Origin of the sequence: Rhizobium sp. BK602 (assembly GCF_014195095.1) — a bacterium.
Lineage (GTDB): Bacteria > Pseudomonadota > Alphaproteobacteria > Rhizobiales > Rhizobiaceae > Rhizobium.
The window spans coordinates 489,307-506,505 of record NZ_JACIBC010000001.1 but is presented as its reverse complement, the minus strand read 5'-3'; the positions used below and the strand labels follow the sequence as shown (position 1 = coordinate 506,505).

13 protein-coding genes and 1 riboswitch are annotated in these 17,199 nt (G+C 62.5%); of the genes, 3 read left to right on the top strand and 10 right to left on the bottom strand.

Annotated features, from left to right (window positions below; all coding sequences use genetic code 11):
• Positions 1-58: 58 nt before the first annotated feature.
• The 5 genes from cobN to cobU are packed head-to-tail and all read right to left on the bottom strand — an operon-like array spanning position 59 to position 6,074.
• Positions 59-3,826, bottom strand: a complete 3,768-nt coding sequence (gene cobN, locus FHX11_RS02450) for a cobaltochelatase subunit CobN (RefSeq protein WP_184354693.1) — start codon at positions 3,824-3,826, stop codon at positions 59-61.
• 23 nt (positions 3,827-3,849) lie between these two features.
• The gene (locus tag FHX11_RS02445) at positions 3,850-4,149 is read right to left on the bottom strand and encodes a HigA family addiction module antitoxin (RefSeq protein ID WP_184355780.1); all 300 of its coding nucleotides are present in this window, start codon (positions 4,147-4,149) and stop codon (positions 3,850-3,852) included.
• A gap of 11 nt (positions 4,150-4,160) precedes the next feature.
• Positions 4,161-4,442: a type II toxin-antitoxin system RelE/ParE family toxin gene (locus tag FHX11_RS02440; protein ID WP_184355778.1), complete on the bottom strand. Its 282-nt coding sequence runs from the start codon at positions 4,440-4,442 to the stop codon at positions 4,161-4,163.
• Between the two features lie 52 nt (positions 4,443-4,494).
• Positions 4,495-5,544, bottom strand: a complete 1,050-nt coding sequence (cobW, locus tag FHX11_RS02435; protein WP_184354691.1) for a cobalamin biosynthesis protein CobW — start codon at positions 5,542-5,544, stop codon at positions 4,495-4,497.
• Positions 5,545-5,549: 5 nt separating this feature from the next.
• Entirely contained in the window at positions 5,550-6,074 is a 525-nt protein-coding gene (cobU, locus tag FHX11_RS02430) for a bifunctional adenosylcobinamide kinase/adenosylcobinamide-phosphate guanylyltransferase (RefSeq protein ID WP_184354689.1), read from the bottom strand.
• Between the two features lie 140 nt (positions 6,075-6,214).
• Positions 6,215-6,614: riboswitch (cobalamin riboswitch) on the bottom strand.
• A gap of 177 nt (positions 6,615-6,791) precedes the next feature.
• Between cobU and FHX11_RS02425 the strand changes: the two genes are divergently transcribed.
• Positions 6,792-8,588, top strand: coding sequence for a chloride channel protein (locus FHX11_RS02425; RefSeq protein WP_184354687.1), 1,797 nt, complete (start codon positions 6,792-6,794; stop codon positions 8,586-8,588).
• Here the strand turns inward: FHX11_RS02425 and FHX11_RS02420 are convergent.
• Positions 8,585-10,039, bottom strand: a complete 1,455-nt coding sequence (locus tag FHX11_RS02420; protein WP_184354685.1) for a cobyric acid synthase — start codon at positions 10,037-10,039, stop codon at positions 8,585-8,587. The genes FHX11_RS02425 and FHX11_RS02420 overlap by 4 nt on opposite strands.
• 236 nt (positions 10,040-10,275) lie before the next feature.
• On the opposite strand from FHX11_RS02420, the gene FHX11_RS02415 reads away from it, so the two are divergent.
• Positions 10,276-10,419, top strand: a complete 144-nt coding sequence (locus tag FHX11_RS02415) for a hypothetical protein (RefSeq protein WP_184354682.1) — start codon at positions 10,276-10,278, stop codon at positions 10,417-10,419.
• 572 nt (positions 10,420-10,991) lie between these two features.
• Positions 10,992-12,005 (top strand): betaine--homocysteine S-methyltransferase, encoded by a 1,014-nt coding sequence (gene bmt, locus FHX11_RS02410; protein WP_184354680.1) that lies wholly within the window; start codon positions 10,992-10,994, stop codon positions 12,003-12,005.
• 177 nt (positions 12,006-12,182) lie between these two features.
• Here the strand turns inward: bmt and FHX11_RS02405 are convergent, their stop codons facing one another.
• From FHX11_RS02405 to FHX11_RS02390, 4 genes are all read right to left on the bottom strand, one after another.
• On the bottom strand, positions 12,183-14,036 hold the full coding sequence (locus tag FHX11_RS02405; protein WP_184354678.1) for an FkbM family methyltransferase: 1,854 nt from the start codon (positions 14,034-14,036) through the stop codon (positions 12,183-12,185).
• A 61-nt stretch (positions 14,037-14,097) separates the two neighbouring features.
• Positions 14,098-15,612: a glycosyltransferase family A protein gene (locus FHX11_RS02400; protein WP_246780870.1), complete on the bottom strand. Its 1,515-nt coding sequence runs from the start codon at positions 15,610-15,612 to the stop codon at positions 14,098-14,100.
• A 61-nt stretch (positions 15,613-15,673) separates the two neighbouring features.
• Positions 15,674-16,414: a phosphodiester glycosidase family protein gene (locus FHX11_RS02395; protein ID WP_184354675.1), complete on the bottom strand. Its 741-nt coding sequence runs from the start codon at positions 16,412-16,414 to the stop codon at positions 15,674-15,676.
• A 69-nt stretch (positions 16,415-16,483) separates the two neighbouring features.
• The gene (locus FHX11_RS02390) at positions 16,484-17,176 is read right to left on the bottom strand and encodes a 4Fe-4S dicluster domain-containing protein (protein ID WP_184354673.1); all 693 of its coding nucleotides are present in this window, start codon (positions 17,174-17,176) and stop codon (positions 16,484-16,486) included.
• Between the last annotated feature and the right edge of the window lie 23 nt (positions 17,177-17,199).

Sequence of the window (17,199 nt, the reverse complement as noted above, 5' to 3'; positions counted from 1 at the left end):
TGTCTTCTCCCTGAAATGATGGATTTCCGCGCCGCCGGCCCGAATTCGACGACTGCGCTCATGCGACCGCGTCCTTGTTCCTTGCCAGAGCCTCCAGATCGAAGCGCGCGGAATTGCTGCGCGGCGACCAGAGCCTGCGGTCGATGGCTTCGAGCAAGCGCTCGCTCATCTCGCGCAGCGCGGCCGGATTCTTGTTCGCCATGAAGTCGCGCACGTTCTGATCGATGATAAACGCCTGATAGACGGCTTCGAAATGATGATCGCGCACCGCACCCGTGGTCGCGGCGAAGGCAAAGAGATAATCGACGGTGGCGGCGATCTCGAAAGCGCCCTTGTAGCCATGGCGCATGACGCCGGCGATCCATTTCGGATTGACGACGCGGCCGCGCACCACCCGGCCGATCTCCTCCTCCAGCGAACGGATCACCGGCTTTTCCGGCCGGGAATGGTCGTTGTGATAGATCGACGGGCGCGCGCCGGCGAGCTGTTCCGCCGCCGCCGCCATGCCGCCCTCGAATTGATAATAATCGTCGCTGTCGAGCAGGTCGTGTTCGCGATTGTCCTGATTCTGCACGACAGCCTGGATCGACCGCAGCCGCTCCTCGAACACGCCGCGTTCTGCCCGGCCTTCCTCGCCGGCGCCATAGGCATAGCTGCCCCAGACGAGATAGGCTTCGGCCAGATCGGCACGCCGCTCCCAGCCCTTCTCATCGATCAGCGCCTGCAAGCCCGCGCCGTAAGCACCGGGTTTGGAACCGAAAATACGATAGCCGGCGCGTCGGTCCGCCGCGGCCTCATCCAGTCCGGCCGCCCGCAGCCGCGCGATTTCGCCGCGCATGCGCGCCGCGATCGGATTGTCCGACGCATCCTCCTCCAGGCCGCCGACCGCCCGGATCGCCTTGTCGAACAGCGCGATCTGCTCCGGAAAGGCGTCACGGAAGAAGCCGGAAATACGCAGCGTGACGTCGACGCGCGGCCGGCCGAGCAGTGCCGGCGGAATGATCTCGTAACCGGTGACGCGGCGCGAGGTCATGTCCCAGACCGGCTTGACGCCGATCAGCGCCAGCGCTTGGGCGATATCGTCGCCGCCGGTGCGCATGTTCGACGTGCCCCAGGCCGTCAGCCCAAAGGAAACCGGCCACTCGCCGTGATCCTGCACATAGCGGCGGATCAGGAGCTCCGCCGACTTCCTGCCAAGCTCGTAAGCCGCCGGCGTCGGCACGGCGCGGCTGTCGACCGAATAGAAATTCCGTCCGGTCGGCAGGACGTCAGGCCTACCACGCGTTGGTGCGCCCGAGGGGCCGGGCGGTACGAACCGGCCGTCGAGACCTTTCATCAAGGACGAGATTTCCGCTTCGCCGCAGGCGAGGATCGAGGGCTTCAGCCGGGCTTCGATTTCCGCGACGACAGCGCGCGTGTGCGGCCAGCTTTCAGGGCATGTGATATCGCCAGCGACGAGTTTCGCAGCCAGACGTTCGATACGCTCGACGGTATCGCCCTGGGTGCGCCAGGGATCGTCGGAAATATTGACAAGGATCTCGGGGCGTTGGCCGGTCCATTCGGCAGCCATATCGCAATCCAGAGGATCGAAATCCGCATCCGGGGTCAAAGCATCCCGCGCGATCGCCCGCTGCAGGCTCTGATCGCCGCCCTCGCCCAAACCACGCGGCACGCGCGCCAGCGCCACGGTCAAATCCGTGAGCAGCCGGCCTTCCGGCAAGACGCCGAAGACATGCAGCCCATCGCGGATCTGCATTTCCTTGAGATCACAAAGATAGGCGTCGAGCTTCCGCAGCGCCTCGTCCTCGCCCTCCCCTTTGGCAATGCCGGCGTCCTGATCGAGGCCGATGTCGGCGACGAGATCGAGGATCTGCTTGCGCAGCAGCCGGATGCGGCGGGGATCGCCGCCCGAAGCCTCGTAATATTCGTCCACCAGCGCTTCGAGATCCTTCAGCGGGCCATAGCTCTCCGCACGGGTCAAAGGCGGCGTCAGGTGGTCGATGATGACGGCACTCGTGCGGCGCTTGGCCTGCGTGCCCTCGCCGGGATCATTGACGATGAAAGGATAGAGATGCGGCAGCGGCCCGAGGATCGCTTCGGGATAGCACGCCTCCGACAACGCCAGCGCCTTGCCCGGCAGCCATTCGAGATTGCCGTGCTTGCCCATATGGATGACGGCATGCGCGCCGAAGGATTGGCGCAGGAAGGCATAGAAGGCGAGATACCCGTGCGGCGGCACGAGGTCCGGCGAATGATAGCTTTCCTTGGGATCGATATTATAGCCGCGCGCCGGCTGGATGCCGACCAGCACCGTGCCGAAACGGGCAAAGGGCAAGGCGAACATATCGTCACGGGCATAAGGATCAGCCTCAGGCTCGCCCCAGCGTGTCTGTATCTCCTCTTGAATCTGGATCGGAAGAGACGAGAGGAAATATTTGTATTCGCTGATGGAAAGCGTCTCGCGGACGATCTTTCCATCATGTCCTGAATTGGTCGGACCGTCCATCAGGTGCCGCATCAGCGCATCGCCGTCACCAGGCAGATCAGCAACGGGATAGCCCGCCGCCGCCATCGCCTTCAGCACTTCGATCGTGCCCGCCGGCGTATCCAATCCGACCCCGTTTCCAAGTCGCCCATCGCGGTTTGGATAGTTCGCCATGACCAACGCCACACGCCGCTCCGCAGATGGCGTCCGGCGCAGCCGCGCCCAGTTGCCGGCAAGCCGCACCGTGTAGCGCATCCGGTCTTCGGCCGGCTCACTGGCAACGATATTGGCCTCGACGCGCTCGTCATAGCGGGCGGCCGCCTTGAACGAGACGGCGCGGGCAAGCACACGTCCGTCCACTTCCGGCAAAGCCACGTTCATGCCGAGATCGCGCGCCGAAAGCCCTTGCGACGATGCCTCCCACGCCTCCCGGGAAGACGCCGAGAAGATCGCCTGCAGCACGACGGCGTCGCTTGCCTCCAATACGGTCGCCTGCCGATCCGCACCCGGCGCCGAGACGGCAAATCCCGTGGTATTGACGACGACATCCGGCTTCAATTCGGCAAAGACACTTTCCAGAATGCCGACGGAAACAGGGTCCTTGAGACTATAGGCAAATACCGGCAACGGCCGCATGCCCTCGGCGACGAGGGCTTCGATCATCGCTTCGACGGGCTTGGTTTCGCCGCTCTGAACGAGGGCACGGTAAAAGGAAATCGCGACGGTCGGGGGGGCAAATCCCTCCCCGGCTACCATCAAGGACGCCGAGATTCCTCTCCACTCCTCAACCCCGATCACACCCCTGCCCGGCCACCAGATCCCGGCCTTCATCAGCGGCGCCGCCGGAGCCGGCTTGTCCGCCCCCGACAGCATCGCCTCGGCATAGCCGAGAAAGGCCCGCGAATTGGCATCGCCGCCTTCGATCAAGTAGGACCACAGCGCATTGAGGTCCTCGAGCGCGACATTGGAAAATGGCGTCAGCCCGGGATCGGCCTTGGAATCCCCCGGCAGGACCGCAATCGACGCACCGCTGCGCGCGGCACAGGCATGCAGCGCCTCCAGCGCATAGTGAAAATAGCTGGCCCCACCGAGCGCCCGCACGATGATCAGCTTCGCATGCCGCGCCGTCCGCTCGATATAGGTATCGACCGACATCGGATGCTTGAGGCTCATCAGGCTGGCGAGCCGCAGCGAATAGCCAGCCTCCCCATGCGCAGCGGCGATCGCCGCCAACTCGGTGTCGGCGGCGGACAGGAAGAGAATATCGCCGGGGGACTGGCCGAGATCGATCGCCTCCTCGCCGTCGCTGATCGTTCCCTTTTGCGCTAGGAGGAGATGCATGCCGCGTTAACTCGTTTCATTGATCAGGCAGCTTGGAGCGGCTTGATGGCGGCTAGAACATCGCTTTTCTCTGCCTGAGCGAGCGCGAGATCATAGCCGGTTTGCATTGCCATCCAAAAATCCGGTGTCGTGCTGAAAAATCGTGCAAGCCGCAGCGCCGTATCCGGGGTGACGCCGGTCTCTTCCGAAACCAGTCTTTCAATGCGCGTTCGCGGCACATTAAGATGCTTCGCCAGAGCACCGGCGCTCATCGTCAGCGGCTTCAGATATTCCTCCCGCAAAATTTCGCCCGGATGGATCGGCGGAAGTCTGGACTCGGTCATGTTACGCTCCATCAGTGATAGTCCACGATCTCGACATCACGCGGCCCTGCCTCGGTCCATAGGAAGCAGATGCGCCATTGGTCGTTGATTCTGATCGAATGCTGACCTGAACGATCGCCGTGCAACCGCTCCAGACGGTTGCCGGGCGGCGATCGCAGATCATCCAGCGCAGCCGCATAGTTCAACATCGTCAACTTGCGTTGCGCCGAACGAACGAGATCGGCCGGAAAGCCTTTTGGTACATTGCCGAGAGCAACAGCTTCAGCGAACTTCCCCTTGTATGAAACGATCACCACGAACCCGATGCCTTAATCCGTCAACAATGTATCATTTGACGATACATAATCAAGCCAAAGCCTCGATCGCCGCGCGCACGATCCCTTCATCCATCTCGTGCAGCCCGATCACCACCAGCCGCGTCGCCCGCGTTTCGCCCGGCGTCCAGGCGCGGTCGAAATAGTGATCGATGCGGCTGCCGACGGCCTGGATCTGCAGGCGCATCGGCTTGCCCGGAACATCGACAAAGCCCTTGAGACGCAGGACGTCATGGTCCGAAATCACGTCCTTCAGCCTTTCGATGAACGAGGCGGGATCGGCGATCGGGCCGAGCTCGACGACGAAGCTGTCGAATTCGTCGTGGTCATGCGGTGCTCCGTCCTCGTGTTCCAGCTCGTGATGCGACTTGCGATTGGCAATATCGCCTTCCGTGCCGATGCCGAGGCCGAGCAGCACGGCGGCCGGGACGTCACCGTTCTTCGCCTCGATGATCGTCGGCTTGCGAACCGTGCGCGAGGCGACTTCGGCGCGCACGCGGCCGAGACCATCGACATCGATCAAGTCGGTCTTATTGAGGACGATCAGATCCGCGCAGGTCAACTGATCCTCGAACAGTTCCTCGATCGGGCTTTCGTGATCGAGTGAATCGTCCTCGACCCGGCGCGCTTCCACCTCGTCATGGTCATCCGCAAAGCGGCCGGCGGCGACGGCGGCGCTATCGACCACGGTGATGACGCCATCGACGGTAACCTGGGTGCGGATATCCGGCCAGTTGAAGGCGGCGACCAGCGGCTGCGGCAGCGCCAGGCCGGATGTCTCGATGACGATATGATCCGGGCGCGCATCCCGCTCCAGAAGCTTGGTCATGGTCGGGATGAAATCGTCGGCGACGGTGCAGCAGATGCAGCCGTTGGTCAGCTCGATGATGTCGTCCTCCGTGCAGTTCTCCGCGCCGCAGCCCTTCAGCACCTCGCCGTCGACGCCAAGATCGCCGAATTCGTTGATGATCAGGGCGATCTTCTTGCCGCCGGTGTTCTGCAACAGATTGCGGATCATCGTGGTCTTGCCGGCGCCGAGAAAGCCGGTGATGACGGTGGCGGGAATCTTTTCCTGGTTCATGCGGATCAACCCTTCATTTTCAGCGGCAGTCCCGCCGCGACAAAATAGACTTCGGCGCTTGCCGCCGCGATCATCTGGTGCAGCCGGCCGGCATGGTCGCGAAACTCGCGCGCCATGCGGTTTTCAGGCACGATGCCGAGCCCGACCTCGTTGGACACGAGGACGAGCCGCGACTTTGCCTTCGGCAGGAATTCGGTGAGAGCGGAAAATTCCGCCGCCATAGCGCGCTCGGCCATCATCAGGTTGGTGACCCAGAGCGTCAGGCAATCGACCAAGATGGCCTTCCCCTGGCCATCGATCGCCGCCAGCCGCGCGACGAGGTCCAGCGGCTCCTCATGCGTCGTCCACAGCTCGCCGCGATCGGCGCGATGCTGCGCGATGCGATCGCGCATTTCATCGTCCCACGCCTGCCCGGTCGCGATGTAGTGACGTGCCAGGCCGGTATCGGAGATCAATGATTCGGCGAATCGGGATTTGCCGGAACGCGCACCGCCAAGAACGAAGACGGCGCCGGATGGCGAGGAGGTCATGATTGATAGCCGCCCCGGATCAGGGCGCAAACCAGCGCATTGCTGACAGAATAAGAAACCGGGCACTTCCGCGCCTGAAACTCGTTTTGCGCCATGACAACCTCCGTGCTGGCAGCGGGACATCCGTCCCAAGAATGGGCTTAGTGCCCGGCACGCATGGCAGGTCTCCTGGCTCGCGGATAAGGCGCGGCAAGCGGGGGCGAACCGAGGACCGGTCACCCCCGCTCATGCGCCGGCGGATCTTCTCGCCTTCCCGGCGGATCATCATGAAAAGGCGGACGATTCGTAGACTTAGAGGCGTCCAGCCCCGGTTGATCATGATGCCATGCCAGTGGCTTTTCCGGAGAAAGACCGTTACGCCCGGCCCGCACCATGCGGATCGTCAACGCAATTGCCTCAAACCGGCCAGAAGACCCTGACCGCTCTACAGTCGCGGGGTCGGCTGTGATGAGAGCGCCCGGATTGGGTCCGCCCCTTCACATTCCCTTTTCATCCCATGCGGCAGATCGCCGCCCGGGAACCATTCGTTATGCGCCATGATTAGGCTCTCGGCCTGGGCAAGTCAATCAAGGTGGGGGATGCGACACCAGCTGTTCCAGCCGCGAAATCGATCTAAAAACCGCTGACTAAGCGATCTTTTTGCCGTAATTATTTGATGTTAGAAGTTTATGGAAGCCAGGCACAAGGACCTGAGCACAAAACTATCGTCTGTCTCCAATGCTGCAGAAATTTCAACCGCGCCATCTCGGCCTGCTTTCCGTCTTTTTCAGCGCCAGCCGGCTAAGGGCGCTTTTCCGTCGGGGAGAGCTCGGCCTCGTCATTGCCGGCGTCTTCGTCGGCATCACCTCCGGCTGCGTCGTCACGGCAATGAGCCTGATCTCGCGGCAACTGCACAGCCTCGTCTACGGTATCCCCGACGACGACCGGCTGAGCTCCGCCGCCATCCAGATCACCGACAAATCCCTGCTGCTGATCGCGCCGATCGCCGGCGGCATTCTGCTCGGCCTGATGATCTTCATCCTGTCGCGCACCCGCAAGAAGCCGATGGTCGACCCGATCGAGGCCAATGCGCTGCATGGCGGCCGGCTGTCGCTGACCGACAGCATCCTCGTCGCCGTGCAGAACCTGATCTCCAACGGTTTCGGCGCCTCCGTCGGGCTGGAAGCCGGCTATACGCAGCTCGCCGCCGGCATCGCCTCGAAATTCGGCTACAAGATGCAGTTCCGCCGGGCCGATCTTCGCATGCTGGTCGGCTGCGGTGCTGCCGGCGCCATCGCCGCCGCCTTCAATGCGCCGCTCACCGGCGCCTTCTACGCTTTCGAGCTGATCATCGGCACCTATTCCATCCTGACGCTGACCCCGGTCGTTGTCTCCGCACTGATCTCGACCTTCATCGCCCGCATACTCGCCGGTGATGATTTCGCCATCGATGTCGGCCGGTTCGGCGCCGTCGTCCCCGCCGACTATCTGCCGGCCGTTCTGCTCGGTGCCTTCTGCGCCGGCATCGGCATCCTGATCATGCAGGGCGTCGCCTTCGTCGAGGAACTGGCGCGCAAGAGCTCGATCGCGCCGCCCTTCCGTCCGGCGTTGGGCGGCCTTGTCGTCGGCCTTCTGGCGCTGATCTCGCCGCAGGTTCTTTCCGCCGGCCATGGCGCCCTGCATCTGAATGTTGGCAGCGAAGTCACCCTGTGGGGACTAGCCAGTCTTTTCCTGTTGAAATCGCTTGCTTCGGCGGTGTCGATCGGCTCCGGTTTCAGGGGTGGCCTCTTCTTCGCCTCGCTGTTCATGGGCGCCCTGCTCGGCAAGATCTTCGCCTATTGCGCTCCCTATTTCGATCACGCCACGCTGACGCCGGTCATCTATGCCGTCGTCGGCATGAGCTCGCTTGCCGTCGCCATCATCGGCGGGCCGCTGACCATGACCTTCCTGGCGCTGGAAATCACCGGCGATTTCCCGATCACGGCGCTGGTGCTCGCCGCCGTCATCACCTCATCGCTGGTGGTGCGCACCACCTTCGGCTACTCCTTCGCCACATGGCGCTTCCACCTGCGCGGCGAAAGCATCCGTAGCGCCCATGACGTCGGCTGGATACGCAATCTGACCGTCGCCCGCATGATGCGTCCGGACGTGCATACGGCGCGCGTCGACATGAGCATCGAGGAATTTCGCCGCAATTTCCCGATCGGCTCGGCCCAGCGGGTCATTCTGCTCGACAAGGACGAAAAATATGCCGGCATGGTATTGATGCCGGATGTCTATGCGAGCCCGGTGGAGAAGGATGACGAGGAGCACGGCCTCGCCGATTTCATCCGCCACCGCAACGATTTCCTGCAGCCGCAGATGAACGCCAAGCAGGCCGCCGCCCTGTTCGACCAGACCGAAAGCGAAGCGCTGGTCGTCGTCAACGACCTCATCGAGCGTCGCGTGATCGGCCTGCTCACCGAGAGCTACACCTTGCGCCGCTACAGCGAGGAACTCGACCGCCGGCGGCGCGAGGTTTCCGGCGAGCTTTAGCCCATGAGACTATCGAGCCAGGCCGGATCGAGCACCGCTTCCAGTTCTCCGGCGATCTCGTCCAGCGCGGTATCGACGCCGGCGCGGTAGCTTTGCCGCTCCTCCGTCAGACCGAAGCTGGCCAACAGCTTCGAGCGATAGGCATCGCTGGTGAAAAGTCCGTGCAGATAGGTGCCCATGATGCGGCCGTCGCCGGAGATCGCGCCATCCGGCCGGCCATCGATGATGGTCGAAGGCCGGTCGCAATCCTTGCCGCGCGTCACGCCAAGGTGGATTTCATACCCCGAGAGCGGCGCATCATATTCCGTCGAGAATGCCGAGCTGTTGCGCACGGTCTTTTCCGGCGCCATTTCCGTCTCGATGTCGAGCAGGCCTAGCCCCGGCGTCTCCCTCACCGATCCCTCGACGCCGAGCGGATCACGGACCGTGTGGCCGAGCATCTGGTAGCCGCCGCAAATGCCGATGACGCGTCCGCCGCGCCGGACATGGGCGGCGATATCCCGATCCCATCCCTCGGCCCGCAGGTCCATCAAGTCACCGATGGTGGACTTCGAGCCCGGCAGCACCACGAGCGCCGCATCGGCGGGCAAGCGCTCGCCGGCGCGGACGAAGACCAGATCGACATCCGGCTCGGCGCGCAGCGGGTCCAGATCGTCGAAATTGGCGATGCGTGACAGAACCGGCACGGCGATCTTCAATGCGCCGCCCGACCCTCGTACCAGCCGCTCCAGAACGACCGAGTCCTCCGGCGGCAATCGCCCGGCAGCCCTGAGCCATGGCACGACGCCGTGGCAGGGCCAGCCCGTGAAACTACCGATGGCCTTGATCCCCTCGCCGAACAGCGAGACGTCGCCGCGAAACTTGTTGATCAGATAGCCGCGGATCATCCGCCGGTCATCCTCCGGTAGGATATGATAGGTGCCGACCAGCGAGGCGATGACCCCGCCGCGATCGATATCGCCGACCAGTACCACGGGCACGTTGGCGCGGGTGGCAAAGCCCATATTGGCAATGTCGCCCTGCCTGAGATTGATCTCGGCGGGTGAGCCGGCGCCCTCGACGATCACCAGATCGGTTCCGGCCCGCATGGTCGCAAAGCTTTCCAGCACCGCGCCGAGCAGTTGCGGCTTCAGCGCCTGATAGTCCCTGCCCTTCGCCTGTCCCCAGACCTTGCCCTGCACGATGATCTGGCTGCCGGTCTCCGATTGCGGCTTCAGCAGCACCGGGTTCATATGCACCGACGAGGGCACGCGCGCCGCCAGCGATTGCAGCCATTGCGCCCGTCCGATCTCGCCGCCGTCCTCGGCGACCGCCGCATTGTTCGACATGTTCTGCGGCTTGAACGGACGAACCCGGACGCCCCTATTGGCGAACAGGCGGCAAAGGCCGGCGACCAATACCGTTTTTCCGACATCGGAACCGGTTCCCTGCAGCATGATCGCTTTCGTCATCCGTCACTGCCTCAATCTGGTGTAGCCGCTGTAAAATCTGGAGTTTGCCTTGTTTTCGCCACCATTGCAGGCGGCCGGAAACCGGAAATCCGAGGCGAGCGAACCACGCTTCATAACTTACTCTATTTGCGACATCGGATGACGACTCCATCCATTGCCCGCCGTATCGAAGAGGAATATTTCCACCGCCAAATCAAACAACAAAAGCCGGTCGATCCGGCTCGGAGGATACCCAGATGCTCTTCATCTTCAACAACAAGAATTCCATTCAGATCGCCTGGAATTCGAAACTGCCCTCGCGCCGCCCGGACAGCCGCCTGCAGGAACTGGATACCCGCTCCAGCCTCGTGCGCTTCATCCGGACCTACAGCGTCGGCTGACCGGCCGTCAAGCCTGCACATGGATAGGCCGCCATGCACCCGCATCGGCGGCTTTTGCTTGTCTTGTCGCGCTATGAGCATGGCTATCCACATGCATGAGATCGCGCCGCTATCGTTTTCAATGAGACGATGACCAGGCACCGAAACGCGAAAACCGCGCGATCCGAAGATCGACGCGGTTTGCCAAAAAACGCCGGCTCGCTTGCATCAAACACTGCAAGGCTCGCTTCTCCGGTACGCACTACCTGATCCGGAGAGGAGGCGGTGTCCCCCGCCACGGCTTGATTGATAACGGCACATCGTTACCGGAGGGTTATCAAGTGCTTAAATAAGGATGAATCCGAAAATTTTTTGAAAATTTTCTGCTTTGACTTGCAGGAAAACTGAAGCTCTTCCGGAAAATGCAGAAACCAGCATGGATCGCGGCATGTGGATGGACGAAAAAACATCGAGCAAACATTTTTTCCCGCGCCATCGCCTGGCTGAGCAATCATTGCCTTCATCCAGCCATTGCAGCCATATAAAGAAATGTTTATATCTGCATTTCAATCCAGAGATCCCGAGGAGCCGCGATGACCGTCACAGCCAATCCCTTGACCGAACTTCTTGCCGAAAAGGGCGTGCTGCTTGCAGACGGAGCGACGGGCACCAATCTTTTCGCCATGGGCCTGGAGGCCGGCGAAGCGCCGGAACTCTGGAACGAACAGCATCCGGAGCGGATCACCAAACTGCATCAGGATTTCGTCGATGCCGGCGCTGATATCATTCTTACCAATACGTTCGGCGGCACGCGCCATCGCCTGAAGCTGCATCATGCCCAGGATCGTGTTCACAGCCTGAACAAGACGGCCGCGGAAATCGCCCGTTCGGTGGCCGACAAGGCCACCCGCAAGGTGATCGTTGGCGGTTCGGTCGGCCCGACCGGCGAGTTGCTGGTGCCGCTCGGCGCCCTGACTTACGAAGATGCCGTCAGCGCCTTCGTGGAGCAGATCGAGGGTCTGCAAGCCGGCGGCGCCGACGTCGCCTGGATCGAGACCATGTCCTCGCCCGAGGAAATTCGCGCCGCCGCCGAAGCCGCCGTCAAGGTCGGCCTGCCCTATACCTATACCGGCTCCTTCGATACCGCCGGCAAGACCATGATGGGCCTGCATCCGAAGGATATTCACGGCGTCGCCAAGGATGTCGGCGAAGGCCCGCTCGCCGTCGGCGCCAATTGCGGCGTCGGCGCCTCGGATATCCTCTCCAGCCTGCTCGACATGACGGATGCCGATCCGGAAGCGACCGTGATCGTCAAGGGCAATTGCGGCATTCCCGAATATCGTGGCGCCGAGATCCATTATTCCGGCACGCCGCCGCTGATGGCCGATTATGCGCGCCTTGCCCGCGACGCCGGCGCCAAGATCATCGGCGGCTGCTGCGGCACCTCCTGCGGCCATCTCGCCGCCATGCGCCAAGCGCTCGATAGCTACACGCCCGGCCCGCGCCCGACACTGGAGGTCATCGTCGAGCGGATCGGTCCGCTGCGCAACAAGACCGCCAATGAAGGTGGAGCAGCTCCGGCCCGCGAGCGCCGTCGCCGCGGCTAAGCATCGCCAATATCGAAGCCGGCCGAAAACGGTGACGGCCGGCTTCCTTCAGGATTTTGGTTCCTGATCGCATCCCCTATCGGCTGAGCGGGAGACCTACCGCTCATAGTCAGCGGATGCTTGCAGCGAATATCGATGCACCGGAACAGCCTTCAATCCGGCCGCCGGCACGCCATGTCATTGGCGAACCGCCGTGGCTTCCAGGTCCGGCCGATCGTCATTCGCAACCGGCTGGCTCGGCGCGAACCATTTCTTCCATTCGCCTGCCCCCACCATTTTCAGCTCGTTGCCGCCGCGAAGGGTCCAGGCTTTGACCCGCTCCGCATGCTTCGACAGCAAGTCGAAATAGGCGGACGGATTGCCGCCGCTGCGGGCGACGAGATGCACCTCGCAGAGAAACTCCGGATGGAGCGTCACGTTGCGCATCGCTTCGTTTTCGTGATCGCAGGTCACGAAAACGATCGCATCGCGCTCGCGCGCCGCAACAGCGAGGATGAATTCCACCAATCCGTCGGGACGATCGGCATCCACGAGATAGATGATCGAGGAGGCATCCGCGGCATCCGAGCTCAGGAGCGAGATCGGATACATCGTCGAGAGGACTTCGTCCTGTGGCCGCGAACTGTCATAGGCCGACCCCGTAGCCGCCGCCGATTGCGCGTAGATCGTTGCGCGCGGCACCTCTATCGACTTCAGCCACCCGTCCTTGCGCGGCACGACGTAGGCAGGAATGCCCTTGCGGTGCAGATGTTCCGTCAGCCAGATGTCCGCCATATTGCGGTGACGGAAATCGGCGAGCGTCACCTGCACGACGCTGGAATGGAAGGCGCTGGTACCGGTCGCCGCCACATGGACCCGCCGGCGCCGCATCAGGGCGCGCTCGTAGTGGAAGACGGCGCGGCTGCGATCCTTATAGTAGCCAAGACTCGGCTGCAGGATGATCGAGCCATGCACGCTGACCACGGCCTGGCCACGCAATTGCGCCAGCTCGCCGACCATGCGGGCGACGAAATCATCGGGATAGAGAATGTCGTCGTCGCAGCTGATATAGATGGCGTCCTTGACCTGCTCCAGCCCCCAGAACTTGCCGGCATCGCCATAGCGCGTGCCATCGGTATCGATGTAATGCCGGATCTTCGGATGCTCGGCGATGAAGCGCGGCGCCTCCGTGAAGCCATTGAGATAGACATAGAGCCGATCGACCTGCGGCAGCAGCGACATGACGGTCGCGCGCAGCGCAACCTCGTTGCCGGCAACCGTCGCCATGCCGGCAACGATCTCTTCCGTCGGCGGCAGGGCGGCGACATGCGCGGGGTCGATCGCCTGAATGCGCCGTTCCGGATAGGCTTCGGCAAACTTCGCTTCGAACAGATAGGTCGGCGTTTCGTTGTAGACCTTGATCTTGCGATAGCCGAGCGGCCGCAAGATGGCTTCGACATCCCGCAATGACTGCGCCGTCGCAGCTTCGACGAGCAGCCGCGGGCTGCATCGCTCTATCGTGCCGACGGCACCGCGCAACACCTCCACCTCCATGCCCTCGACATCGATCTTGATCAGGTGCACATGCTGCCCCCGGACGATATCGTCGAGACGGGCCACGGGAACCTGCCCCTCGGCCGTAACCATGACGCGGGCCATCCCCAGCCTGGAGGAATCCTCCTCGATGATATTTCCCATGCCCGCCTCGGCACCCAAGGCGATCGGCTTGATATCGACACGATCCTGCAAGCCGTTCAGGTTGACGTTCGCCCGCAGAATATGCAGCGCTTCGCCGTTCGGCTCGATCGCCAATATCCTGGCACCGGCGACGGCACTGAAAAACAGGGTGTGATTGCCGATATTGGCGCCGACGTCGATGACGAAGGCATCTTCCGGCAAGGATGATCCGATGTCTTCCAGCATAGCCCGCTCATAGAAGGCGCGGCTCTGCAGGATGATCCTCTGGATATGATCGTTCGGATTGGGAAGGTGAAATCGGACCGGGGTCCGGTAGCTGTTCACTTCGCAGGCGACCGTGGCTTGCAGAGTCATCGCGGTTCTTTCCAACGTGCAGAGGTTTATCGAAAATGGATCGGCGGATTCGGGAGCATCATCAGCGGCCGCCGATGACCATCAACCCGCTGCCGCCGATGGCATTGAGGCAGAATTTCAGGCCGGTGCTGACGCTGGCCCAACGCTTGGCCGCCATCACTTCGGTAGCGCTGTCCTGCGCGAAAAGGCACAATCCGAAGCCGCGCGGCGACAGGTTGCCCGCCAGCGCCGGCAGCGCGACCAGCGCGCTCTCGGCCGGATAGGACGTATTCATCAGGTCCACGACCACCAGATCGAACTTGATGTCCTCGGCGATCTGCCTGGTATCCGGAAAGACGGCGGAAAATTCTTCGAAACTTATGTTGGCCGCCTCGGATTCGATGATGGAAATGCCCTCGGTCAGGCCGCTGGCAACGAAGCGCGCTTCCATATCGCCAACCTGTTCCGGCGAAAGACACAGGCAGTTCAGCCCGGCATCGAGGCCGGAGAGAATGGATGCCAGCGCCAAGGCGGAGCGTGGAGCGCCGATATGCAGGATATTCGGCGTGTCACCTCGGCTGAGCGCGGCGCGACGAAGCGCCCAGATCTGCATCGGCGTCAGCGGATTGCGGCCCGCGACCGATTGGGCGTCGAGCAAGGTCGGATAGCCGGCGACAAGAATACCGCTCGCGGTCTCCTGCCAGGCATCCGTCGCTCCGGCCGTAGCAACCACCACGGGTGCGCGGCTTTCGACGAAATCAGGAACGGCGGCGGGCTCGGGAGCCATACCATCTGCCGGCCGGATAAGCGGCAGCGGCGGCTTGTTGAACACCTGCTGCGCCGAACGCTGCTGGGCGGTGGAGTTCAGCCCGCGCGACTGCGGATCGAGATTGTGATGCGAATAGGGATTGGTCGCCGTATAACGATGGGCATTGACCGGAATGAACTCATAGCGCCGGGTCTGGTCGAGGATGGGCAGCGCAAGAGCAATGTCGCAGGCCGCCATGAACCATTGCCCGGCATCGTCGCGCAGATACCCCTCGGGAACATTGTCCAGCAAGGACGCGCGGAAACTGAAGAGATGGCTGGTCTTCCAGCCCTGCCGGCGCGGCGACAGATTGGGATCGAGCGGACCGTTGCCGCCGACCCCGCCGCCATCGGTGATGAAGTTCGTCCAGACGACGTCCTGCCCGCCGGCATAGCTCTCAGACATCCGCTCCAGAATATTGGGGATGATCAGCTGGTCATCGCCATCGAGGACGGCGATGAACTCGGCCATCTTAGTGCGCGGCTTCAGATGCTCCCAGACATTGCGCGACTTGCCCCATCGCGTCTCGTTGCGGATGAAAGTGTGCCGGTTCGGAAAAAGATCCTTGAGCAGCGCTTCGGCGATGACACCGGTATCGTCCTCGGAACAGTCGTCGATGAAAAGGACATGCAGGTCGTCGAGCGTCTGCCGCGAAAGGCTCGCCAGCGATTGCCTGACATACATTTCGCAATCGCGCGCCGTCATGAAGACCAGCGCCTTTGCCCCATTTGCAATTTCCGTCATCGATATTTCGAAGCCCCAATCCGCCAATGCATATCCGGAGGACATGCGATCCTCCGTTACCTCGATTAGCGAATGTGGCTGGCTCCAACCTTGCGCGCCGCCGCGCTCACTGCGGCAGCGGTTCCGTCACCGCGATGATCGGCCCAAGCGGAAAGAGCCCGTCCCGCCTCTGCCATTCCGGTATGTCGAGACTGGAGATGCTGCCGTCGAGGAAAAGCGCGTTGGCGCAATCGAGGTCGTCGCGAAACAAGGTCGCGAAATCGTGGAAGCGAACCGCGCCGTCCGAAGCGGCAAAGATCACTTTTCCGTCCGAAGCGATGCCGACGCCGTTGCGAATCTTGAAGCTGGTGCTGTCGACGAGGAAGGACGGATGCAGTTTGCCGTCGATGACCAGCATCGGCCCGGATTGCGTCGCATAGGCGGGTTTGATGCCTGAGGCGACGAAGGCCTTGCTCTCCATGACGCCGGCGCGATCCGGCTGGATGTAGAAGACGCCGTTCGGCAGGAGATGGAAATTGCCCCATCCCCTGTTGGTATTGATCGCCTTCAACTGCCTGCCCTGCTCGATATAGAGGCCGACCGGCGACTGATCGTCCTGATACATGCCGCCGTTCATGGCGAAACGGATGCGGATGCGATCCTCGCGTAGCCCGTCCTCCAGCGCCTGGAACGAACCGTAGGGCTTGCCGTCACGGCCATATTCATAGAGCCGGATGCTGTCGGCTGCGGGATCGAAGGTACAGATCGTGTAATCGTCGCCCAGATGCGTAACCTTGCGGCACGCCTCGTCGGCGGAGGCGGCTGTGGCAAGGCCGAGAACGGCAAGCACGGTCAACAATCGAATCAAGCGCGACTCCGAAGGATTTCACGAACATCAAGGCGCATGGAAAATGCGGCGAAAGAAGGAACGCTCTCGCTACAGGTGAAGCGCCGCCATGTGAAAGGCAAGCTGCGCCTTCGGATAACAATAGGCCGCGCCGATGGGACAGGCGTTGCGGGCAAGGCACCCGCCGGCCCCGCAGCCAGCCCTTCCCTGCGCCGTTGCCAGATGCGACCGACAGCCTGCGACGTCGAAGCCGGCGGATGTGACCGCATCGACGGGACAGGCCGAGAGACACGGCTTTTCGACGCAATGATCGCAGGGATGGCCGGCATGCGCCGTCGCGGCATCCGCGTCGACGGCATTGGCAAAACCCAGGGCACCGCGATAGCCATGCCACAGGCCATATTGCGGATGGATGAGAATGCCGAGCGGCGAAGCCTTCAGCCCCTCCGCCTGCATCGCCCATCGCTGAAAGGGCTGCCAGGGCGGATCGGAGGGGAAATAGGCACTCGCGCCCAAGGCCGCGGCAAGCGGCAGAATCAGCGCTTTCGACCAATCGTCGAGCGGATCGGCGCGGCCGGTATTTTCGGGCAATTGCCGCCAGCGCGAAAACGGCTCCCAGAGCGAGCCGCCGATATTGCCGAGCAGGATGACGCTTCGCGCCGCCGTCCCGTCGGCCAGCAACGGCCCCTCGCCTTCACCGAAGGATACGACGCCTCGAACGAAAACTCCGTGGGCGCCGAGCGCCGCACGGAGTTTCCTCAGAATGGTGGAGCCGCCGCTCACCGCGGCCCCTTATATTGATAGTG